The sequence below is a fragment of the Corynebacterium sp. HMSC075F02 genome (assembly GCF_001838335.1).
Taxonomy (GTDB): Bacteria; Actinomycetota; Actinomycetes; order Mycobacteriales; family Mycobacteriaceae; genus Corynebacterium; species Corynebacterium jeikeium_D.
The window spans coordinates 238,364-259,628 of sequence record NZ_KV836311.1 but is presented as its reverse complement, the minus strand read 5'-3'; the positions used below and the strand labels follow the sequence as shown (position 1 = coordinate 259,628).

General features: G+C 56.8%; 20 protein-coding genes and 7 tRNA genes. 20 read left to right on the top strand and 7 right to left on the bottom strand.

Annotated features, from left to right (window positions below; genetic code table 11):
- Positions 1 to 101: 101 nt before the first annotated feature.
- The 6 genes from HMPREF2920_RS05750 to HMPREF2920_RS05725 form a co-directional block, all read right to left on the bottom strand.
- Positions 102 to 174 (bottom strand) — tRNA-Gly (locus HMPREF2920_RS05750).
- A 27-nt stretch (positions 175 to 201) separates the two neighbouring features.
- Positions 202 to 276: transfer RNA gene (locus HMPREF2920_RS05745), tRNA-Val, on the bottom strand.
- A gap of 66 nt (positions 277 to 342) precedes the next feature.
- Positions 343 to 415: transfer RNA gene (locus HMPREF2920_RS05740), tRNA-Gly, on the bottom strand.
- Positions 416 to 442: 27 nt separating this feature from the next.
- A tRNA-Val gene (locus HMPREF2920_RS05735) sits at positions 443 to 517 on the bottom strand.
- 32 nt (positions 518 to 549) lie between these two features.
- A tRNA-Cys gene (locus tag HMPREF2920_RS05730) sits at positions 550 to 620 on the bottom strand.
- 66 nt (positions 621 to 686) lie between these two features.
- Positions 687 to 759 (bottom strand) — tRNA-Gly (locus HMPREF2920_RS05725).
- Positions 760 to 1,116: 357 nt separating this feature from the next.
- On the opposite strand from HMPREF2920_RS05725, the gene HMPREF2920_RS05720 reads away from it, so the two are divergent.
- The 14 genes from HMPREF2920_RS05720 (at position 1,117) to HMPREF2920_RS05655 (ending at position 13,720) form a co-directional block, all read left to right on the top strand.
- Positions 1,117 to 1,191, top strand: a tRNA-Val gene (locus tag HMPREF2920_RS05720).
- Positions 1,192 to 1,376: 185 nt separating this feature from the next.
- On the top strand, positions 1,377 to 1,967 hold the full coding sequence (locus tag HMPREF2920_RS05715; RefSeq protein ID WP_049190805.1) for a copper resistance CopC family protein: 591 nt from the start codon (positions 1,377 to 1,379) through the stop codon (positions 1,965 to 1,967).
- A gap of 4 nt (positions 1,968 to 1,971) precedes the next feature.
- Complete coding sequence (locus tag HMPREF2920_RS05710) at positions 1,972 to 2,580, top strand: copper chaperone PCu(A)C (RefSeq protein ID WP_049190804.1); 609 nt, start codon at positions 1,972 to 1,974, stop codon at positions 2,578 to 2,580.
- A gap of 286 nt (positions 2,581 to 2,866) precedes the next feature.
- On the top strand, positions 2,867 to 4,093 hold the full coding sequence (locus HMPREF2920_RS05705) for a Dyp-type peroxidase (RefSeq protein ID WP_040361740.1): 1,227 nt from the start codon (positions 2,867 to 2,869) through the stop codon (positions 4,091 to 4,093).
- 159 nt (positions 4,094 to 4,252) lie between these two features.
- Positions 4,253 to 6,247, top strand: a complete 1,995-nt coding sequence (gene thrS, locus HMPREF2920_RS05700) for a threonine--tRNA ligase (RefSeq protein ID WP_222865026.1) — start codon at positions 4,253 to 4,255, stop codon at positions 6,245 to 6,247.
- A gap of 151 nt (positions 6,248 to 6,398) precedes the next feature.
- Positions 6,399 to 7,034, top strand: coding sequence for an ATP adenylyltransferase (locus HMPREF2920_RS05695; protein ID WP_042388668.1), 636 nt, complete (start codon positions 6,399 to 6,401; stop codon positions 7,032 to 7,034).
- On the top strand, positions 7,028 to 7,729 hold the full coding sequence (pgsA, locus tag HMPREF2920_RS05690; RefSeq protein ID WP_049190801.1) for a phosphatidylinositol phosphate synthase: 702 nt from the start codon (positions 7,028 to 7,030) through the stop codon (positions 7,727 to 7,729). Before HMPREF2920_RS05695 ends, pgsA begins: the two co-directional genes overlap by 7 nt.
- Positions 7,730 to 7,740: 11 nt before the next feature.
- The gene (locus HMPREF2920_RS05685; protein ID WP_048731328.1) at positions 7,741 to 8,643 is read left to right on the top strand and encodes a phosphatidylinositol mannoside acyltransferase; all 903 of its coding nucleotides are present in this window, start codon (positions 7,741 to 7,743) and stop codon (positions 8,641 to 8,643) included.
- Positions 8,644 to 8,645: 2 nt separating this feature from the next.
- Positions 8,646 to 9,788 (top strand): glycosyltransferase family 4 protein, encoded by a 1,143-nt coding sequence (locus tag HMPREF2920_RS05680; protein WP_070546663.1) that lies wholly within the window; start codon positions 8,646 to 8,648, stop codon positions 9,786 to 9,788.
- Between the two features lie 53 nt (positions 9,789 to 9,841).
- Positions 9,842 to 10,345: an NUDIX hydrolase gene (locus HMPREF2920_RS05675; protein WP_070546665.1), complete on the top strand. Its 504-nt coding sequence runs from the start codon at positions 9,842 to 9,844 to the stop codon at positions 10,343 to 10,345.
- Positions 10,346 to 10,484: 139 nt separating this feature from the next.
- Positions 10,485 to 11,387 carry a pyridoxal 5'-phosphate synthase lyase subunit PdxS gene (gene pdxS / locus HMPREF2920_RS05670; protein WP_005511452.1) on the top strand — a complete coding sequence of 301 codons (903 nt, stop codon included), beginning with the start codon at positions 10,485 to 10,487 and terminating at the stop codon, positions 11,385 to 11,387.
- A gap of 2 nt (positions 11,388 to 11,389) precedes the next feature.
- Complete coding sequence (locus HMPREF2920_RS05665) at positions 11,390 to 12,268, top strand: acyl-CoA thioesterase (protein ID WP_070854084.1); 879 nt, start codon at positions 11,390 to 11,392, stop codon at positions 12,266 to 12,268.
- Positions 12,268 to 12,888, top strand: a complete 621-nt coding sequence (gene pdxT, locus HMPREF2920_RS05660) for a pyridoxal 5'-phosphate synthase glutaminase subunit PdxT (protein WP_048731318.1) — start codon at positions 12,268 to 12,270, stop codon at positions 12,886 to 12,888. Before HMPREF2920_RS05665 ends, pdxT begins: the two co-directional genes overlap by 1 nt.
- Positions 12,889 to 12,967: 79 nt before the next feature.
- Entirely contained in the window at positions 12,968 to 13,720 is a 753-nt protein-coding gene (locus HMPREF2920_RS05655) for a YebC/PmpR family DNA-binding transcriptional regulator (RefSeq protein WP_049190798.1), read from the top strand.
- A gap of 509 nt (positions 13,721 to 14,229) precedes the next feature.
- Here HMPREF2920_RS05655 and HMPREF2920_RS05650 read toward each other — a convergent pair.
- The gene (locus HMPREF2920_RS05650) at positions 14,230 to 14,694 is read right to left on the bottom strand and encodes a DUF3817 domain-containing protein (protein WP_049190796.1); all 465 of its coding nucleotides are present in this window, start codon (positions 14,692 to 14,694) and stop codon (positions 14,230 to 14,232) included.
- A 115-nt stretch (positions 14,695 to 14,809) separates the two neighbouring features.
- On the opposite strand from HMPREF2920_RS05650, the gene ruvC reads away from it, so the two are divergent.
- The 6 genes from ruvC (at position 14,810) to secF (ending at position 21,241) form a co-directional block, all read left to right on the top strand.
- A complete protein-coding gene (gene ruvC / locus HMPREF2920_RS05645) occupies positions 14,810 to 15,367 on the top strand; it encodes a crossover junction endodeoxyribonuclease RuvC (RefSeq protein ID WP_048731311.1) in 558 nt (185 codons plus the stop codon).
- An 82-nt stretch (positions 15,368 to 15,449) separates the two neighbouring features.
- Entirely contained in the window at positions 15,450 to 16,070 is a 621-nt protein-coding gene (gene ruvA / locus HMPREF2920_RS05640) for a Holliday junction branch migration protein RuvA (protein WP_048731308.1), read from the top strand.
- Positions 16,071 to 16,136: 66 nt separating this feature from the next.
- A complete protein-coding gene (gene ruvB, locus HMPREF2920_RS05635; protein WP_049190793.1) occupies positions 16,137 to 17,249 on the top strand; it encodes a Holliday junction branch migration DNA helicase RuvB in 1,113 nt (370 codons plus the stop codon).
- Positions 17,250 to 17,315: 66 nt separating this feature from the next.
- Entirely contained in the window at positions 17,316 to 17,780 is a 465-nt protein-coding gene (gene yajC, locus HMPREF2920_RS05630) for a preprotein translocase subunit YajC (protein WP_049190818.1), read from the top strand.
- 311 nt (positions 17,781 to 18,091) lie between these two features.
- Positions 18,092 to 20,017: a protein translocase subunit SecD gene (secD, locus tag HMPREF2920_RS05625; protein ID WP_049190792.1), complete on the top strand. Its 1,926-nt coding sequence runs from the start codon at positions 18,092 to 18,094 to the stop codon at positions 20,015 to 20,017.
- Positions 20,018 to 20,023: 6 nt separating this feature from the next.
- The gene (secF, locus tag HMPREF2920_RS05620; protein ID WP_070854083.1) at positions 20,024 to 21,241 is read left to right on the top strand and encodes a protein translocase subunit SecF; all 1,218 of its coding nucleotides are present in this window, start codon (positions 20,024 to 20,026) and stop codon (positions 21,239 to 21,241) included.
- The last annotated feature ends 24 nt before the right edge of the window (positions 21,242 to 21,265 follow it).

The following is a 21,265-nucleotide window of genomic DNA, read 5'->3' as shown; positions in this document are numbered from 1 at the left end:
CTGAAAGTCAGACACACTTTTTGCTACTTAACCCGAAATTGGTTGCCTAACAAAGGTTAAACGAAAACTCCCTCCCGGATACCCGGAAGGGAGTTGGTCTGAGCGGATGACGGGACTCGAACCCGCGACCCTAACCTTGGCAAGGTTATGCGCTACCAGCTGCGCTACATCCGCAAATACGCTCGCCCATAAGGGCTTACGTGGTGCGCGATACTAGGATTGAACTAGTGACCTCTTCCGTGTCAGGGAAGCGCTCTCCCACTGAGCTAATCGCGCTGGGGTAAAAGCTATATAGAAGCTTTCAAGCGCAACCCCCTTCCAGGAGAAGGGGGTTTTGCACTGAGCGGATGACGGGACTCGAACCCGCGACCCTAACCTTGGCAAGGTTATGCGCTACCAGCTGCGCTACATCCGCAAATACGCTCGCCCATAAGGGCTTACGTGGTGCGCGATACTGGGATTGAACCAGTGACCTCTTCCGTGTCAGGGAAGCGCTCTCCCGCTGAGCTAAACGCGCATTACATCGAAACCGGTAAGGAATCTCTGCTGAGGTGGAAACGGGAATCGAACCCGTGTACACGGCTTTGCAGGCCGTTGCCTCGCCACTCGGCCATTCCACCGTGAGGCTGCCGCCTCAGTGGTTGCCTCGAAGTTATACCACAGAGCTTAACTTCTTGAGAAACCAGAGCGGATGACGGGACTCGAACCCGCGACCCTAACCTTGGCAAGGTTATGCGCTACCAGCTGCGCTACATCCGCATCACGTTGCAAGGAGAGCGAAGAAGAATCTCAATTGCTCTCTTGCGGTGCGAAAGATACTTTAGCGTGCTTGTGCGATTGATTACAAATTACCAGGTGAACATCTGTATTGTGCCTGTGGGCGTAGGGCTAAAGACCAACCTTTGATGCCTCTGAATCGCAACGATGTCATTTATTCGCTTTCGTGGGTTGGTTACTGGGGGCTATCGAGTCGCTATCGTCATGGAGTTCCATCGGTGGGGTAATAAATCGTCGAACTGCGCAATCGCAAACGCAATGCAACCCAATTAGGGAAACTTCCAAAACGCGTGCTAACTTATTCCGCAGAGCAGCAAAGGCTTAGTGCTTTTCTGTCCGAGTCCCATAGCTCAGTGGGAGAGCGTTCCGTTCACACCGGAAAGGTCGCTGGTTCGAACCCAGTTGGGACTACCATTTAAAACCCCGGTCGACGCATCGTATAAAAACTGCGCGGCCGGGGTTTTGCTGTGTGACCTGAACTATATTCGTCCCTCTCGGGAACTTTTCTGGACTACCATCCGACAATAGGTATAAGGGCAGCGGTCAGACTACTGCTGTTCTTCTCGAACTGTCCCGCTTAAAGGAGTTGAACTGTTCTAGTGAGTCCCCGGGTCGCTTCAGGCGAAACGTTTCGGTTCTCAAAGTCGGGTTTCCGGCGTGCAGTAGCCGCTGCTGCGGCGCTTGTAGTCTTTGCAGGTGCGTCAGTTATTAATGCTGGCCCCGCGCATGCTCACGATTCCGTGCTGTCGTCTAACCCAGGCGACAAGCAGGTTCTCGATGAATTTCCGCACCACGTTTCTCTCAAGTTCTCCGGCAACCCCAAGAACAATTTCAACACCGTTGCAATTAGTGATGCAGATGCCAAGGAAGTCCTGTACTCCCACGAGCCAGAGGTAGTGGGTAATGAGGTCTCTTTGGATATCCCTGAGGATATTAATCCAGGCCCTGGTAACTACATCATTGGTTTCCAAATCACCTCCTCTGATGGTCACTCCACCCGAGGAAAGACCTCTTTTTCAGTGGCTGATCCGGATGCTGCTGGCGCAGCCGAAGCCGGGGCAGAATCTCGTCAGACCGGTGCGCACGCCGAGGAAACGAAGTCAATACCGCTATGGGCTTATGGCCTCGGTGGTGGACTCATCGTCATCATCGCCGCTGTCGTCATCGTTATTAATCGAAAGGCAAAATAGACACATGAAGCTCAATCGCACTGCAACTACACTGATCGCTGGTTCCGCAGCTCTGACCCTTGCTCTGGCAGGATGCTCGTCCGACGATAACACTGCTGCTGAGGTGACTGAGTCCGCAACCTCCGCTGCGACCGAAGCTACCTCTCAGATGGAGAAGAGTGATGCTGCTGTGCAGCTGGCCGATGCCTACATCAAGGAAAAGCCGGCTGACAAGGGCATGACCGCCATCTTCGGTACGCTGACCAACAACACCGATAAGGACATCAAGGTTTCCTCCTTCAAGCTTGAGGGGCTGAAGGAAGGCACGAAGTTCGAGCAGCACGATACCAAGGACGGCAAGATGTTCGAGGTGCCGGAAGGTTTGACGATTCCTGCTAATGGCGAACTCGTTCTCGAACCGGGTAGCACTCACTTCATGATCATGAACAATGATGAAGCTATGGATGTGGGAGCTGAGTACAAGCTCGTCATTGAGCTTTCCGACGGCTCTAGCATTACCCAGGACGTTGAGGTTCGTGTCCAGCCAGCAGGTGAAGAGGACTACGGTAATGACGGTGACCTGAACAACCCAGAGCACATGGGTGGCGGTGAGATGGATCACTCGGGCCACTAATTTTTGTGACAAGTTGATCAAGCAATCGTTCGTCGTAAAGCGGGCGTGAGCTCAGGTACGTCGAGGAATTGACTAGCTGAATCTAATGGTGGCAGAAGCGCTGGAGTTGGCAGGTTATTGCAGCATATGCAACGAACTCCGGCGCTTTTCTTTTTCCGAAAAAGGTTTTCGATACGGTCGAATTGGATAGGCCAGTGGTTGCGTTGAAGCTATTGAAAAGTTGGCGGATCCCCAGCCATCTCATGTGTTCCAGTTCGAAGTAATCAGAAAGGTAAGAGTGCACAAAATGTCCGAAGGCTTTTCCAGAAGGCGTTTTCTTGGCGGGCTCGGCACCGCCGCAGGAGCCTCAGCGCTCGCCCTGGGGGCGCCGGAAGCCCAGGCGATTGGGTTGGAACGTCCACAGGAAGAGCCGCCGAAACCGCCTTTGCAGACAGCAACCGTACCTTTTGATGGCGCCCACCAGGCGGGGATTGCGACGCCCGCACAGGCGAATCTATGGCTAATTGCCTTCAACGTGAAGAAGGGGGTCGATCGCAATCGCCTCCAAAACCTCATGCGTGCCTGGACGGATGATGCCCGCCGAATGACAGCCGGCAAGGCTACTCGAACGGACTTGGAACCTGAGCTCATGGGGAGTCCGGCCAATCTGACTATCACTGTTGGATATGGGGAGAATTTCTTCACAATCATCGATAGGGAAGACCAGAAGCCTGAGTGGCTGGGAGATCTGCCAAAGTACGTTAACGATGAGCTCCGCCCGGAGTGGAACGGCGGAGACCTGTGCCTGCAGATTTGTGCGGACGACCCAGTAATGGTCTCCCATGCGGCCCGAATGATGATCCGAAATGCAGGTTCTTATTTGGATGTTCACTGGGTGCAAGCTGGTTTCCAGCACGCCAATGGTTCTACGCAGGAAGGCGAGACCCCGCGCAATCTCTTCGGTCAGAAGGACGGTACGGTCAACCCGCGCACTCGTGAAGAATTCGACAAGCAGGTGTGGATTGATAGTGGTCCGGATTGGTTGCGGGGCGGTACAGCGATGGTTGTCCGCCGTATCGAAATGGATATTCCAGGCTGGGATGTGTTGGACCGCGAAAGCCGCACTGTTATTACCGGCCGAGATATCGGCACCGGCGCGCCAATTGGAGGTAAGGACGAGTTTGAGACCGTCGACCTGGCGAAGACTGATGAATATGGTCTGCCTCTGACGGATCCGAACAGCCATGTTGCGCTGTCAATGCCTCCGAAAGAGAAACCTAATCAGCGGATTCTGCGACGGGTCTACAACTATGACCTGCCACCGGAACCGAATGGTCGATTCGAGACCAACACCGGCCTGGTATTCATTTGTTTCCAGAAGGACCCGTTGGAGCAGTTCAATCCGATTCAAGAGCGGCTGTCCAAGAACGACCGTCTCAATCAGTGGATTTTCCACATTGGATCCGCCGTGTTTGTTATGCCACGAGGAACTTCTGAGGAGGAGTACTGGGCCCAGGACCTTTTCGAGGCCTGAGTTTTGACCGTGCGGTAAAGTGTGTGAACGACTGACGAAGGTCACCAGGTATGTGATTTTCGAAGACACTTTGAAAAGGAGTACACGCACGCCGTGTCAGAAGAATTTGCAACCCCAGCACCGTTTTCCGTGCCCGCAGGAGTTTCTGCGGGCGAGGCGATGAGAGACCTGGGTTTCCCGAACAAGGGCGTTGACGCCATCGTTTGTGTCCGCGACCCTGAAGGCAATTTGAAGGATCTGTCCTTTAAGCCAGAAGTGGAAACCGTCTTCGAGCCCGTTCCGGCGAATACTCCGGACGGTCGCGATGTCATCCGCCACTCTGCGACTCACGTGATGGCTCAGGCCGTGCAGTTGGAGTTCCCTGGGACGAAGCTGGGCATTGGCCCTGCCATCGACAATGGTTTCTACTACGACTTCCGTGTCGATGAGCCTTTCTCGCCGGAGGATCTCAAGCGCATCGAAAAGCGTATGAAGAAGATCATCAAGTCTGGTCAGCGATTCGAGCGCTTCGCGTTCGAGTCTGCCGATCAGGCGCAGGAAGCGCTTGCCGACGAGCCGTATAAGCTCGAGCTGATTGTTGAAAAGTCGGCCGGCAAGGTGTCCGAAGATGATGAGGCCAATGTCGACGTCGGTGGTGCAGGTACGACCTTGACCGGCTACCGCAACGTCAATCCGCGTACTGGCGAGACCGAGTGGTTTGATCTTTGCCGCGGCCCGCACGTGCCGACCACTCGTTACATCCCTGCTTTTAAGATCACGCGTTCTTCCGCTGCGTACTGGCGGGGTGACCAATCTCGAGATAACCTGCAGCGTGTTTACGGCACTGCGTGGGAGTCCAAGGAAGCGTTAGACGAGTACCTTGACCGCATGCTCGAGGCTGAGAAGCGCGATCACCGCCGTTTGGGCTCCGAGCTGGATTTGTTCAGCTTCCCGGATGAGATTGGTTCTGGTTTCCCGGTATTCCATGTCAAGGGTGGCATCATCCGCAACGAGATGGAGCAGCACTCCCGTCGCCGTCATATCGAAGCGGGCTATGACTTTGTGAACACGCCGCACGTAACTAAGGGTGACTTGTTCAAGAAGTCTGGTCACCTTGACTTCTACGCGGATGGCATGTTCCCGCCGATGCAGCTCGACGGCGAATATGACGAACACGGCAACTGCACCAAGGCTCCGCAGGACTACTACGTCAAGCCGATGAACTGCCCGATGCACAACCTCATTTTCGCATCGCGTGGTCGCAGCTACCGTGAACTTCCGATTCGTATGTTCGAGTTCGGCACCGTCTACCGCTACGAGAAATCAGGCGTTATCCACGGTCTTACCCGAGCCCGTGGCTTTACGCAGGACGATGCCCACATCTACTGCACCGAGGATCAGCTGGAAGAAGAGCTTACTAATGTCCTCGACTTCATCATTTCGCTTCTGCGTGACTACGGCCTGGATGACTTCTACCTGGAGCTGTCTACGAAGGACGAAAAGAAGTTCGTCGGCTCGGATGAAATTTGGGAGAAGTCCACAGCTATTCTCCAGCGCGTTGCCGATGCTTCTGGCCTCGAGCTCGTTCCTGATCCGGGCGGAGCCGCTTTCTATGGTCCGAAGATTTCCGTCCAAGCCCGCGATGCCATCGGCCGTACTTGGCAGATGTCGACGGTACAGCTCGACTTCAACCTGCCGGAGCGCTTCGAGCTCGAGTACACCGCACCTGACGGAACCAAGAAGCGCCCGATTATGATTCACCGTGCGCTTTTCGGCTCCATCGAACGTTTCTTTGGCGTCCTATTGGAGCACTACGCAGGTGCTTTCCCGGCTTGGCTGGCTCCGGAACAGGTTGTTGGTATTCCGGTTGCGGATGACTGTATCCCACACCTGGAGGACTTTGCTGCACAGCTGAAGTCTCGTGGCATCCGTGTCCACGTGGATACGTCCGATGACCGCATGCAGAAGAAGATTCGCAACCACACCCAGGCCAAGGTTCCGTTCATGATTCTGGCTGGTGCCCGTGACATTGAGGCAGGTGCCGTCAGCTTCCGGTTCCTCGATGGCACCCAGATTAACGGGGTGGCAGTTGAGAAGGCTGTGGACATCATTTGTGATTGGGTTGCTTCGCGGAATAACGAACAGCCGAACAAGGAGAATGTCTCTGCTCTCTAGAGGTCGTTAACGCTCTCTAATTCGACCGCGTTGTTTTAACTGGTGAACCACGCGTGGTAATCCAAAGAAGTTGACCGCGAGGTCGTAAACTACAGCAGAGAAATATATGTGGTCGGGGCTCGAATGGGGACCCGGCCACGCAACGAAGGGGATGGCAGTGAATCAGTCGGGAAGTGAAGAGTTGCCTCCGCAGCAGCAGGGCAATGCCGGCCAGCAGGAATCGTCTGATGGCGTATACGTCGACAGCGGTTACGGCGAACCGGATCGGCTCACGCGCTTATGGGCACCGTACCGGCTGGATTACATCGTCAAGCGTGGTGTGCATAACTCCAAGCCATCCCGTAACCCCTTCGTTGATTTGCCGAAGCAAAGCGATGAGGAAGCACTCATTATCGCTCGCGGCGAGTGGGTGTACGCCGTTCTGAATCTGTTCCCGTACAACCCAGGGCACCTCATGGTGGTTCCATATCGCGAAGTCGCCAACCTTGAGGACTTGACCGACGAAGAAACAGCCGAGATGATGCGATTTGCCAAGCATGCGGTTCGTACCCTCAAATCGGTTTCGCGTCCGCACGCCGTCAATGTAGGTTTCAACTTGGGCAAAGCCTCCGGCGGTTCGGTCGCCGATCACCTGCATATGCACGTCGTACCGCGCTGGTCGGGTGACAGCAATTTTATGACCGTGATCGATGGCACCAAAGTGTTACCGCAGGCTCTTCGTCAGACTCGCGAGTTGCTTGCCGACGGCTGGCGTGCCCTTAATCAAGAGGATGGGGCAGCATGCTGAGTGTCCGTGGCAGGGCTCCAATCCGCCCAGTAGTTGAACCGATTGCCGCTGCACTTTTGCGGGTCGGCATTAGCCCGAACACGGTCACCCTGGTGGGAACGGTAGTTTCCGTTCTGCTTGCGGTAATCCTGATTCCTACCAACCATCTTTTCGCAGCTGCGGTGTCAATCGCTATTTTCACTGCTTTTGACCTGCTCGATGGCACGATGGCCAGACTGCGAGGGCGGGGAACGAAATACGGAGCGACGCTGGATGCTTCCTGTGACCGTATTACGGATGCTGCACTGTTCGGGGCGATAGCGTATTGGGTGGTGTATCGCCATGGCGCGGATTCAGTGCTGCTCATTCTGACACTGATTACCATGGGATCGTCCCAGGTCATTTCCTACGTTAAGGCTCGAGCAGAGGCTAGCGGCCTCAAGGTCAACGGTGGTCTCGTCGAACGTGCGGAGCGCCTGATTATCGGTCTAATTGGCGTCGGGCTCCAGGGGCTTGGCGTGGACTATGCCCTCTACGTCGCGATGTGGCTCCTGGCGATTGGGTCGGTATTCACCGTCGTTCAGCGCTTGTACATGGTGGCTAAGCAGCCAGGAGCGTTGGATCCCATCGCCCCGCCAGAAGGTGCAGCTGATAGTTCATCTATCAACCCTGACTCTGCTACGAAGTCCACGGGTTCGGCTGATTCCAACAACTAAAGGAGGATACGATGACTAGTTTCTTCCTGCCTCGCTCGAAAGATGATTTCGTTGCGCTCGGCTATATGGCCGGGTGGAAGATTTTTGGGCTGCTGCCGGAACGCGTGGCCTACCGCATCGGCAACATAGCCGCCGATCGTGTAGCAGCAAATCCAGCGACTACCCGCCAGCTTCGCAAGAACCTGGCTCGCGTTATGGGCTGTCCGCCTGAGGAAGTGCCGCAAGGTCTTATTCGGGCTTCCATGCGTTCCTATCTACGCTATTGGGTGGAGGCATTCCGGTTGCCCTCCATCGCGTCGCCAGAGTTGGCAGACACGGTCGAATCCACCAGCGATGGGCTCGAACGAGTTGCTGAGGCCCTCGAGGCCGGAGATTCCATCGTCATCCCACTGCCGCATTCTGGTAACTGGGATATGGCAGGTATGTGGCTCGTTTCCCGCCATGGTCGGTTCAGTACCGTGGCGGAACGGCTGAAGCCAGAGGTACTTTACGACGCTTTCGTGGAGTACCGCGAATCCCTCGGATTCCACATTCTCCCGCTTACCGGTGGCAAACCCGCGATGCCGGAACTGCAGAAGCGATTGGAAGAAGGTGGCGTTGTGTGCCTGCTGTCTGATCGTGACTTCGGCGGCCACGGGGTCCCGGTCACTTTTTTCGGCGAGCAGACGACAATGCCGGTCGGTGCAGCAAAGCTGGCGCAGGACACGGGCGCTCGGCTTATGCCCGCGGGCCTGTCCTACACGCGCGATGGTTGGCGTTTTGTAGCGCATCCATTCGTGCCGACTGAGGGGCGCGATCTACCTGACATTGTCCAGGACATCGCTACTGTTTTTGAATCTGATATTGCCCAGCATCCAGCGGATTGGCACATGATGCAGCCACTGTGGCCGGCGGATAAGAAGAGGTCAAAGTAGCCGTGCGAATCGGAATGGTGTGCCCGTACTCGTTCGATGTCCCAGGAGGGGTTCAAGCTCACGCGATTGACTTGTGTGAGGAGTTTATCCGTCGCGGCCACGAGGTCAGTCTTATCGGCCCAGCTAGCGCGCAGGCGGACGTGCCGGATTTCGTTGTTCGAGGTGGTGCCGCCATCCCGATTCCGTATAACGGCTCGGTCGCTCGGCTATCTTTTGGTCCCCGCACCAGCCGTCGAGTCCGCACATGGATTGAGGAGGGTAGCTTCGACATTCTTCATATCCATGAGCCGAATTCGCCCAGTTTTTCAATGCTGTCGTTAGTAAACTCGGTCGGGCCGATTGTCGCGACCTATCACTCTGCGGCGACGGACTCCCTAGCATTGAAGTTGGCCACGCCATTTTTGCGGAAGTACCTTGAACGCATTCGGGGAGGCATCGCTGTCTCGGAAGTGGCTCGTCGCTGGCAGGTTGAGCAACTCGGCGGCGACCCGGTTCTCATTCCCAATGGTGTCCGTGTTGGAGATTTTGAGTCCTGCCCGGCCGCCTCATCGTTGCCTGAGATCCCGCCACGGCGTGAGGGGGTCTATCGGCTCGTGTTCCTCGGACGCTTCGACGAATCTCGTAAGGGCTTTGACGTGTTGCTCGACGCGCTGCCGGCAATACGTGCAGAGATTCCACAGCTTGAGGTCTGTGTTGTTGGTGATGGTGATGTCGCGGCAGCTCGTCGTAAAGCGGGCAGAAACGCAGATGTCCTGCATTTCGTCGGCAGACTGTCGGAGGATGCTAAGGCGTCAATACTCGCCGATGCGGATGCGTACATTGCCCCGCAGCGTGGTGGGGAGAGTTTCGGCATCGTGCTGGTAGAGGCGATGGCGGCGGGTGCGCCGGTGATCTCCAGCGACATCGATGCGTTCAAACTCGTGCTTGACGACGGCCATTACGGGCTTCACTTTGAAAACGGTAACTCCGCAGACCTTGCGGATGCAGTCGTACGCCTTTTGACGCAGCCAAAGTTGGGGGAGGAGCTTCGCGCACTCGGGCATAAGCGGGCTTGGGAGTATGACTGGTCGCAGGTCGCCGACGGCGTTCTGCGTGTGTACGATACGGTGCGCATGGATGGCGAAAAGGTCGTCATTGCGCCATAGAGATTTCCGTCGTGTTAGCTGATTAAACGCAGCGGAGTGAAAGTGGGTTTTCGGTGGACGTAACCGTTCCAATCTGGGTCGTTGTCCTAGTCATTGCGCTGATTGTCGTACTCGTTAGCGGTTTGGTGGCTTCATCGACAGCGACGCGTTTGAACCGTATGCACATTCGCACGGACTTGGCGCGTTCTTCACTGGAAGCGGCGTTGGGGCGAAGGGCCGCAGTCGCTCGTGCCGCCTACCCGGAACTCGCCGGGGTAGTGGCGAAGGTGGAAGCCACACCACTTAGAGCCAACAACACTGGGCAGCGTGCAGACGTGGAAAACGAACTGACTAGGAAAATTGTGGCGCTCTATGGGGAACAGCCCGTGGACCGGACGATGGCAATTGAGCTTTCTGACGCCCATACGCGGCTCGAGCTCGCCCGCCGTTTCTACAATGATGCGGTGACGGATACGAAAGCACTGCGAGCCAGGCCGCTAGTGCGCGCGCTGCGGCTGGCGGGCACTGCACCTGAACCGGAATATTTCGATGTTGCAGATGGACTGACAACGGCTTAATTGTGGGAAAACCCGCTGTTGTGCTGGAAGTTCGCGGTGTTTTCTGACTCAATGAACAGCACTGTCTAGTTCAGGCGTTATAGTGTTAAACGACTACAAACAGTCACATTCACCAGTTTTATTAGGGAAGTAGGGTTCGTTGAGCACGGTTGAGAACAACTCCGGGCAGGGCACCGCACGCGTCAAGCGCGGTTTCGCTGAGATGATGAAGGGCGGCGTCATTATGGACGTCGTTACTCCGGAGCAGGCCAAGATCGCTGAGGATGCCGGCGCAACTGCCGTGATGGCGCTGGAGCGCGTCCCCGCCGATATTCGCGCAGAGGGTGGCGTGTCACGTATGTCTGACCCGGACATGATTGAGGGCATTATCAATGCCGTCTCCATTCCGGTTATGGCCAAGGCCCGTATCGGCCACTTTGTTGAGGCACAGGTTCTGCAGTCCCTCGGTGTTGACTTCATTGACGAGTCCGAGGTTCTGACCCCGGCCGACTACTCGAACCACATCGACAAGTTTGACTTCACCGTGCCGTTCGTCTGTGGTGCGACCAACCTGGGTGAGGCTCTGCGCCGCATCAACGAGGGCGCTGCCATGATTCGCTCCAAGGGCGAGGCCGGTACCGGTGATGTCTCCAACGCTGTGACTCACATGCGCACCATCCGCGCTGAGATTAACCGTCTGCGTTCTATGGCTCCGGACGAGCTCTACGTTGCCGCCAAGGAGCTGCAGGCACCGTACGAGCTGGTACGCGAGGTCGCTGAGACCGGTAAGTTGCCAGTCGTGCTGTTCACCGCAGGTGGCATTGCAACTCCGGCTGACGCTGCAATGATGATGCAGCTCGGTGCTGAGGGTGTCTTTGTTGGTTCCGGTATCTTCAAGTCCGGTGATCCGGAGAAGCGCGCCAAGGCTATCGTCCAGGCAACCCAGCACTACGATGATCCGAAGGTCATCGCTGATGTCTCCCGCGGTCTCGGCGAGGCAATGGTCGGCATCAACGTCGACGAGATTCCGCAGCCGCACCGACTCGCTGAGCGTGGCTGGTAAAAATGGCTAACATCCGCGAGGTATTAGATCTGGAGCAGATTGACCGGGACATTTTCCGTGGCCCAGTCATTAAGTCAATCCTGCAGCGCACTTTCGGTGGCCAAGTTGCCGGCCAGTCCCTCGTCGCGGCGACGCGCACGGTGGGTAATACCTTCGCGGTGAACTCCCTCCACGCCTACTTTGTAGGCCCGGGCCGCCTCCATATCCCGACGGTGTACATGGTCAAGCGTATTCGCGATGGACGGTCTTTCTGCCACCGCTCCGTCGAAGCTGTGCAAGATGGCCGTACGATTTTCGTCATGCAGGTCAGCTTCCACCGTAAGGGGGATGAGGGACTCGAGCACTCTGACGTGATGCGCAAGGTGCCAGATCCTGAAGATGTGGTCACCGACACCTCTGAGATGACGAACACACGTCGTCTACTAATGCGCGAGTGGGCGGACTGGGATATCCGGGTAGTGCCGGATGATCAGTTCGAACACAACAAGTACACCCCGTCCCAGCAGCTGGTATGGTTCCGGTGCAAGGATCGCCTGCCGGATAACGAGACCTTCCACGTCTGCACGCTGGCGTACATGTCGGATATGACTTTGCTGTCATCGGCACTCGTTCCGCATCCAGGCGTTGAGGTCCAGGAAGCCAGCCTCGACCACGCGATGTGGTTTATGCGTCCGTTCCGTGCGGATGAATGGCTGCTCTACGACCAGATTTCGCCATCGGCGCACGCGGGTCGCGCATTGACTCACGGTCGCATCTTTAACCAAAAGGGCGAGCTCGTGGCCGTCGTCACGCAGGAAGGGCTGACCCGAAGCCTGGCCCCGGGTGTCGAGCCCGTGCCAGTGGCGACGAACTTCGATGCTCGCAGTGAGAACCTAGATTAATGACACAGGAAACAATCGGTATCCTCGCTCTTCAGGGCAACGTTGCCGAACACGGATATGTGCTTGACCAGCTCGGCGTCCCGCACCGAAAGGTGCGCTTGCCCCGTGATCTGGAAGGGCTTAGCGGCCTAATTTTGCCCGGCGGCGAGTCCACAACCATGAGCAAGCTGATGGTCTTCAATGAGCTTGAAGACCCGCTGCGGGAAGCCCTCCGCGATGGCCTTCCGGCATATGGCACCTGCGCCGGCATGATTTTGCTTGCCGACGAAGTGCTCGATACCCGTCCGGATGCCGTTAGCCTGGGGGCGATTGACATCACCGTCCGTCGTAACGCATTTGGCCGGCAAGTGGATTCCTTCGAAACTGACTTGGATATTCCGCAGCTGGCGATCAGTGGTGACCAGCCGCCTGTACACGCCGCCTTTATTCGCGCACCGTGGGTCGAGCGTGTCGGTGATGATGTTGAGGTGCTAGCGCGGGTGCCAGAATCGGCTGGAGAGACCGCAGGTACAGTGGTCGGAGTACGGCAGGGGGCTGCGATGGCCACCAGCTTTCACCCGGAGTCGACGGGGGAGACGCGGCTCCACGAGTTCTTTTTGCGAGAGCTTGTCGGCATTTAAATCCCCGGTTTGTATAATGAACACCTGACGAATTCCCATCTACATGGGTATTGACGAGAGGAATGGTAGGAACTAGCACATGGCGGGTCATTCAAAATGGGCAACCACAAAGCACAAGAAGGCTGCTAATGACGCCAAGCGCGCCAAAGAGTGGGCAAAGATGATCAAGAACATCGAGGTCGCGGCTCGTACCGGCGGCGGTGATCCTGCTGGTAACCCCACCCTCGATGACATGATTAAGAAGGCCAAGAAGGCCTCGGTTCCCAACGACAACATTGAGCGTGCCCGCAAGCGTGGTTCCGGCGAGGAGTCCGGCGGTGCTGACTGGGAGACCATTGTCTACGAAGGTTACGCACCTGGCAGTGTCGCTTTGATTGTGGAGTGCCTGACCGATAACCGTAACCGTGCTGCTTCCGATGTGCGCTCGGCGTTCAACAAGAACAACGGCAACATGGCAGACAACGGCGCCGTGGCGTACCTCTTCGAAAAGAAGGGTGTCGTCGAGCTGCCGAAGGGCGAGCTGACCGAGGATGACCTGCTTATGGCGGTTCTCGATGCTGGTGCAGAGGAGGTCAACGACCTGGGCGAAAAGTTCGAGGTTGTCTCCGCCTTTACCGATCTGATGAATGTCCGCACCGCTCTTGTCGATGCCGAAATGGAGTACGACTCCGCAGATCAGGACTACCGCGCTTCTACCACGGTGGCTCTCGATGCTGACGGTGCACGCAAGCTCTTCCGTCTGATTGACGCTCTCGAAGAGTCCGACGACGTGCAGAACGTCTACTCGAACGCCGACATCAGCGACGAGGTTATCGCCGAACTCGAAGACTAGGCGTTTGCTTGGCGACGGTTCCGCTGACCGGCTTCCCGGCGTTAAAGGATGCTCGTGCAGGGTAGTCTGCAGCGCTGAATTGCGCGGCGAGCTGGTGTGAATGGAAGATCCCCATCGGAGAGTCGTCCGATGGGGATTTTTTTTTGGGGGGGGGAGACAGACAGAGTCAAAGAGTGTGTCTGATCCTCAGGATAGCGACTGGTCAGAGCCCGCCTGCGGGTAGCTCCACACCCTGGGGTTAAGGAGAAAAACTGACAACCCGACACACTGGCAACCTCAAAAAATTACGGGCTGCGCGTGTGAATACGGCTGCAAATGTGAAACTGTGCGAGTTTATGTCACTATCAGACGATTTTTCAGGTCATTTTTGTCATAAACGCAGTCAGTAACTCGCATTGGGGTAAGTAGCGAAGGGTGCCCGCCCGCCGACGCACCGGTCGACACGCCAGACGGACACACTTTTGCCAATAAACCCGATTTTGGTTTCTGAAAGTTTTAGTAGAACCGTTTTAAGAGAACCACTGAGTCGGAGGTCCCGCCATCAGCAACAGTGTGAAGACCACGGCGAGAACAATCAGGATGACGAATGCCGAGATAAACGGGCGGCGAATAATCATCGCGAGTGCCCACTCGAAAATGCCCTGTGGCTCCTCGGATTCGTCGGTAAAGCGCCAGGGCCGATCCAAGAGGCCTGCCTTCAGGGTGTTTCGTTCAAACGGATAGGTTGCGAATGGAATGATAGAAGAGGCGAGGCCGATGACACCGCGGCCAAAGCTCCACTGCTGGTTGATCCACACCATGATGGTGGTGACTACGTAGCACAGGAACGTAAAACCGTGGATGCCGCCGAAGATGGTGGTGGCGATGTCAGTGACTTTGAACAGGTACTTCAGTGCCAGCCCCAAGAGCAGCAGAGCCCACGTGACCATTTCAGCTGCAGCGAGAACGCCGTAGAGCTTCTTCGGTGAATTCATGGTGTTAAACCTATCAGAACCAACGGTTGGTACCCCGTGTAGCTACGATACAAACAGCTGTTCGAAATGTGGTATTAGTGGAGAGGTGAACTATCGAGCTGGATCTCTGCGGGTGATGGGTATCGACCCTGGCCTTACTCGTTGTGGTCTCTCCATTGCGGAAGGTGCTCAGGGCAGGAAAGTCATTCCCATTGCGGTGGGGGTCGCCCGCACACCAACCACGGCATCGTTGGAGGATCGTCTTCTACGGCTTTCCAATGCCGTGGAGCAGTGGATGGATGAGTACGAGCCGGACGTGGTTGCGATGGAACGGGTATTCGAGCGCGGCAATGTGTCCACCGTAATGCAGACTGCGCACGCGGTTGGTGTCCTTGTCCTCGCTGCGGCGAGACGCGGTTTGGAAGTGCATATGTACACGCCGTCGGAGGTAAAGAAGGCGCTTACCGGCAACGGTCGGGCTGATAAGAAGCAGATGACCATGATGGTGACGAGAATCCTCGGGTTGGAAACTCCGCCAAAACCTGCGGACGCAGCGGATGCGTTGGCCATCGCTATCTGCCACTGTTGGCGTGGTCCGGTTCTGCAACGCCAGCGCGACACCTTGGCTGCGCTTGCTAAGCAACACGAGGAACGGGAGTTGGAGCTTTCTCGCCGTGAGAATCCCTCGCGGTAGGGGAGCCTGCTAGAGCACACTTGTGAGTTCGGCGTTTATCTCGGTGTCTTTCGGGAAGCCGTAGTGAAAGGAATTGTGAGAAGTGATTGCATCTCTACGCGGTGAGGTTATCGATCTCGGTGCGGACTATTGCGTTATCGAGTGCGGTGGTGTCGGGCATTTGGTCACCATTACGGGCAGGTTAGCTTCTCAGTTGGTGAGGCATGAGCAGACTTTCATGTTGACCACAATGGCGGTTCGTGAAGATGCGATTACGCTTTTTGGTTTTGCCAACTCGCAGGAACGTGAGATGTTTGCGCTCTTGCGCACTGTCTCAACAGTGGGGCCAAAAGTAGCGATGTCTGTTCTATCGGTACTGTCGCCGGCCGAGATTGCCAATGCGGTTGCCTCAAAGAATGCCAAGGCCCTCCAGGCGGCTAACGGCGTCGGCAAGCGATTGGCGGAGCGCCTGTTGGTTGAGTTGAAGGATAAGGTCGAGGTTTTCGCGGATAGGGCGGTATCCCAGCCGGAGGAAGCTGCAAGCGGAGCAGCGCCTGGCATTGTTTTGAAGGCAGATCTGGATCAGGTCGTTGGTGCTTTGGTCGGGCTTGGGTTCCCGGAAGCTGATGCGAATGAGGCAGCGGAGACTGTTGTTCGGATTGATCCGACCTTGGATACATCAATGGCGCTGAAGGCGGCGCTAAAGACATTGGGCGAAAAGTAAATCCAGGTCGAGGACCTGCAGCTACATTGATGATGAAAAATGGCAGTGCACTAGGATGAGGGGACTATGAGCGATATCGAGCGCACGGAGTTTAACGTGTCGGGCAATCCCTTCAGGGACTCTTTAGATGGAGCAGCCAACGACCATTTTGGCGGTGGGGGAAATGGTGCACAACGTGATGTCGATGCCCGCGCTCAGGTCGAGGAAGTCGATGCGGAATCGAACCTGCGACCAAAGTCGTTAGGGGAGTTTATCGGCCAACCCAAGGTCCGCGAGCAGCTGGATTTGGTGCTCTCCGGGGCACGGGGACGAAATGTGACTCCGGACCACATTCTGCTGTCGGGACCTCCCGGCCTGGGTAAGACCACCATGGCCATGATTATTGCGCAGGAGATGGGGTCGTCCCTGCGAATGACGTCCGGTCCGGCGCTTATTCGCGCTGGCGATTTGGCAGCAATGCTATCGAACCTGCTCGAGGGCGATGTACTCTTCATTGACGAGATCCACCGCATTGCCAGGCCCGTGGAGGAAATGCTCTACATGGCAATGGAAGATTTCCGTATTGATGTCATCGTGGGCAAGGGGCCTGGAGCTACGTCAATTCCACTCGAGATTCCACCTTTTACGCTGGTAGGCGCAACGACGCGCTCGGGTATGCTGACTGGCCCACTGCGTGACCGTTTCGGTTTTACTGCGCAGATGGAGTTCTACGAGGTCGAGGATCTGACAAAGGTGGTTACCCGTGCCGCTGGGATCCTCGGGGTGGATATCAGCCCAGAGGCTGCAGTGGAGATTGCCTCGCGTTCGCGAGGTACCCCGCGAATTGCCAACCGCCTACTGCGTCGCGTTCGCGATTTCGCAGATGTTCACTCCGGTGGCGTTATTGATCTTGGTGCGGCCAAGGCGGCGTTGATTGTCTTCGATGTCGATGAGCTTGGGCTGGACCGCTTGGACCGCGCAGTGCTGACTGCCCTGGTCAAGGGGCACGGTGGCGGCCCGGTGGGCGTGAATTCCCTGGCGCTGGCAGTCGGTGAGGAGCCCTCGACTGTGGAAGAAGTGTGCGAGCCCTACTTGGTCCGTGCCGGGATGATTGCGCGTACATCGCGCGGACGTGTTGCAACTGCCCGAGCATGGCGGCACTTGGGGTTGCAGCCTCCGGAGGGAACTATCGGAGAATAGCTTTCTCATCGACCTGGCCGGGGCAGTGTGGAATTGCTAGCTGGCAATTCGTTAAACTCGGCAGACATGGATCAAACTATTCTCCTCCTACTTATTTTCTTGTTCCTGGCGCTGCCAATTTGGCAGATCATCAAGCAGAACAAGCAGGTGCGCACCATTCGGGACATGCAGGATAAGTTGGCCCCGGGCGCAGAGGTCATCACCGGTTCCGGTATGCATGGTGTGGTCGTTGATACGACCGAAACAACCGTCGACCTGATTATCGCTGACGGCATCGTGACCCGGTGGGAAAAGGGCGCCATTGCCCGCAACCTCACCACCGGTACCGGAGCTAGCTACGCTCACCGTGATCGACGTGGCCGTGTTTCCGATGCGCCAGATGACCACGTCGGCGATGTCCAAGAAATCACCGGCCACGGTCCGGATGACAATGCCGCTTCGGACATCAATGAGCAGGTCGAGAACCCGAATACTCCGAGTAACTCGGATAACACGGGTACAGACGGTTCCACTTCCACCGAAAAGCAGTAGCAGTTTTTTGCACGCCCACGCCCTGCTGGTTTGCATGCATCCAAGCTGTAGCGTGCGCCGTGGGGTTAGCGGGCGCGTCCCAGGTTTCGCCGTCGGCAAGCGTGGGCAAGATTTTCACTAAATAGGTACAAGTCAAAACCGGCGCACTACGCTAAATCGGTTATTCTCTAGCGGTTGGTGTTTATAGCTTTGCTTAGCGACGCCCGCAATGCCTCTTCCTGGTATCGCGCGATTTCGCGGTGCGGTTATAGACCTGCGTTTCTACCCGAAGCGCTTAAGTACCTAAACGTCACGATTCAGGAGACTTTGCTTTGAACAGCAAATCCAGATCCGGTGCGAATACATTCAAGAGGAACTGGCCGCAGTGGCTGTTGGCACTGTTTGTTGGCTTCCTCATCCTTACGTACGCACTCGTCTTTTTCACCGGCGGCGGATCAGCCAAGCCAAAGTTGGGCATCGACTTGCAGGGTGGTACCCGAGTAACCTTGGTGCCGCAGGGCGAAAAGCCGACGCGCGATCAGCTGGACCAGGCTCGCAAGATTCTGGAGAACCGCGTAAACGGCATGGGCGTCAGCGGCGCTCAAGTTGTCACCGACGGTGACACGCTGGTCATTACCGTGCCGGGTGAAGACTCACAGGAGGCGCGTACGCTCGGCCAGACTTCGCAGCTCTTCTTCCGTCCGGTAGAACAGCCCACCCAGGGCCCTGATGAAGCTGCCTTTGGCGAGGTAGTTAAGAAGACTGCTGAAGATTGGGTGTCAGTCGGTGTCCTGTCGAAGGAGGACGCCGCCAAGCGTGTTGATGACCTCTACAAGGACATGAACGAAACGCAGAAGCGTGCAATTGATGCCTTCAAGGAACAGAACCCAGATCAGCCGGTTCCCGAGGAGCTGTCCAAGTCGCTGGGCGAGGCCCCGAAGTTGGACGCAACAGCTCCGGCAAAGCCGGCGAACTCAATTGAAGCGGCCGAGCTGCGTACGAAGGTTCGTGACGTGCTGTTGGCGACTCGCCAGTCCGAAGACCCAACGACACAGTTTGCAGCCGCTGCGCTGATGACCTGCGATAACCGCGATGCAGTTGATCCGCTACAGGGTGCCGATGACCCGGCCAAGCCGCTGGTGACCTGTGCGCCCGAAGGCGGTAAAGCCATCTTCCTGGGCAAGGCTCCGCTGTTGATTGGGCAGGAGGACGAGGCCAAGGGCCAGCGTCTGTCCGGCGACGCTATTGATACCAATGCGCCGATTAACGGTGGTTACGATCAGCAGTCTGGTCAGATTCAGGTCTCCTTTAGCTTCAAGTCCGGGAAGAATGACACCGGCGCTCGCACATGGACCAAGTTGACCAATGACTACCTGCAGCGGCAGGTCGCTATCGTGTTGGACTCGAAGGTCATTTCCGCCCCGGTGATTCAGGAGGCAACCCCAGTTGGTTCTGCCACCCGCATCACGGGCGACTTCTCAATCGACGAGGCACAGGGGCTGGCCAATAACCTGCGTTATGGTGCACTGCCGCTGTCGTTCGCAGGTGAGGACGGCGAGCCGGGCGGCACCACCACGACTATCCCGGCCATGCTTGGTTCGGCTTCCTTGGAAGCCGGTCTGCTTGCCGGCATTATCGGTATCGCCCTGATTGTCGTCTACGCGATTGCTCTCTACCGCGGCCTGGGCGTGATTTCGCTGGTTTCGCTGGCAGCAGCTGGAGCGATGGTCTACGGCGTCCTTGTCCTTCTTGGTCGTTGGATTGGCTACTCGCTCGATCTCGCTGGCATCGCCGGCATCATCATCTCTATCGGCGTAACGGCTGACTCCTTCATCGTCTTCTTCGAACGCATTAAGGACGAAATCCGCGCGGGTAGAACTTTCCGCTCCGCGGTTCCGCACGCTTGGCGACGAGCACGGCGCACCATCCTATCGGGTAACTTTGTGTCCATCATTGCGGCTGTGGTTCTTTACATCCTGGCCGTTGGCGATGTCCGCGGTTTCGCGTTCACACTTGGTCTCTCCACAGCATTCGACATTGTGACGGCTTTCCTCGTGACTGCGCCGTTGGTCATCCTGGCTACTCGTAAGTGGCCAGCTTTGTCCAAGCCGTCGATGAACGGCTTCGGCTCGGTCATGGAGATTGCACAGAGGAATAAGACTGTAGCTGCCGGTAAGAAGGCCGGAGCCTCCGATGCCTCCGCCAGTACGGCTGCCGACACCGGTGCAGCTCACTCCAGCGCGAATGAGGGGAAGTAGGAATCCATGAATACTACTCAGACGAATCCGGCGCTAATCACTGAGCCAGAAAGCGTGAAAGACGACTCCTTCTTCCGCCGCCTCTACACCGGCGAGGGTGGAATCAACATCGTCGGCAAGCGGAAGCGCTGGTACCAGATTGCCGTCGCCATCATCGTTGTTGCTTTCGCAGCGATGCTGATTCGCGGGTTCAGCTTCGGTATCGACTTCGAGGGCGGTACCAAGATGACTATGCCGCCGGCCTCAGTGACAACTGAGCAGGCCGAGGAGGTTTTCACCGAGGCCACCGGCGTGAAGCCGGAGCTGGTGCAAATTATCGGTTCTGGTGAGGGCCGAATCCTGGAGATCACCTCTGAGAAGCTGACTCAGGACCAGATTAATAGTGCTCGCATCGCGTTGAATGATGCATTCAAGCCCGTCGATGTGCAGGGGCAGCAGACCCCGGATGCCATTGGTGACTCGACCGTGTCGGAGTCGTGGGGCTCTTCGATTACCAACCGAATGCTGCTGGCTGCAGTGGTGTTCCTGGGTCTGGTGTTCATCTACATCACCATTCACTTCGAGCGCGACATGGCCATTGCCGCAATTCTCGCCCTGGTTGTGGATGCAATCGTGATTATGGGCATCTACGCGCTCATTGGTCTTGACGTCACCCCGGCAACCATTATCGGCTTGCTGACAGTGCTGTCGTTCTCCCTGTACGACACCGTCGTGGTTTTCGACAAGGTCGACGAGAACACGGCAGGCTATCGTTCATCGACCCGTAGAAGTTACGCCGAGTTGGTGAACCTGGCGGTCAACCAAACCATCATGCGTTCTATCAACACCACGGTGTCGACGCTCCTGCCAATCCTGGCACTGATGGTCATCGCCGTGGGCATGCTAGGGGTCGGAACGCTGAAGGACCTTGCACTCGTTCAGCTCATCGGCATTATTCAAGGTACGTTCTCTTCGATCTTCCTGGCTTCGTCGCTGTTGGTGTCTCTTAAGTCGCGGCAGCGTGAATACCGCAAGCATGAAGAGGCGGTACTGTCTGCCCGCGCAAAGGCATCTGAGGGAGCCGGTTCGGGCACCGATTCCGCCACCACTGATGTTGCGGAGGACTCGGGCTCGAAGGAGCCGTCGGCAAGCGAGATGGAGCAGTCGACGCCGAAACGAACGGTGACGACTCCGAAGCTTGAGGGCGATGAAGACAAGCCGCTGTCCTGGCGTCCGGGGCAGTAGGAGGTAGCGCCTCCCAGTGGTTCG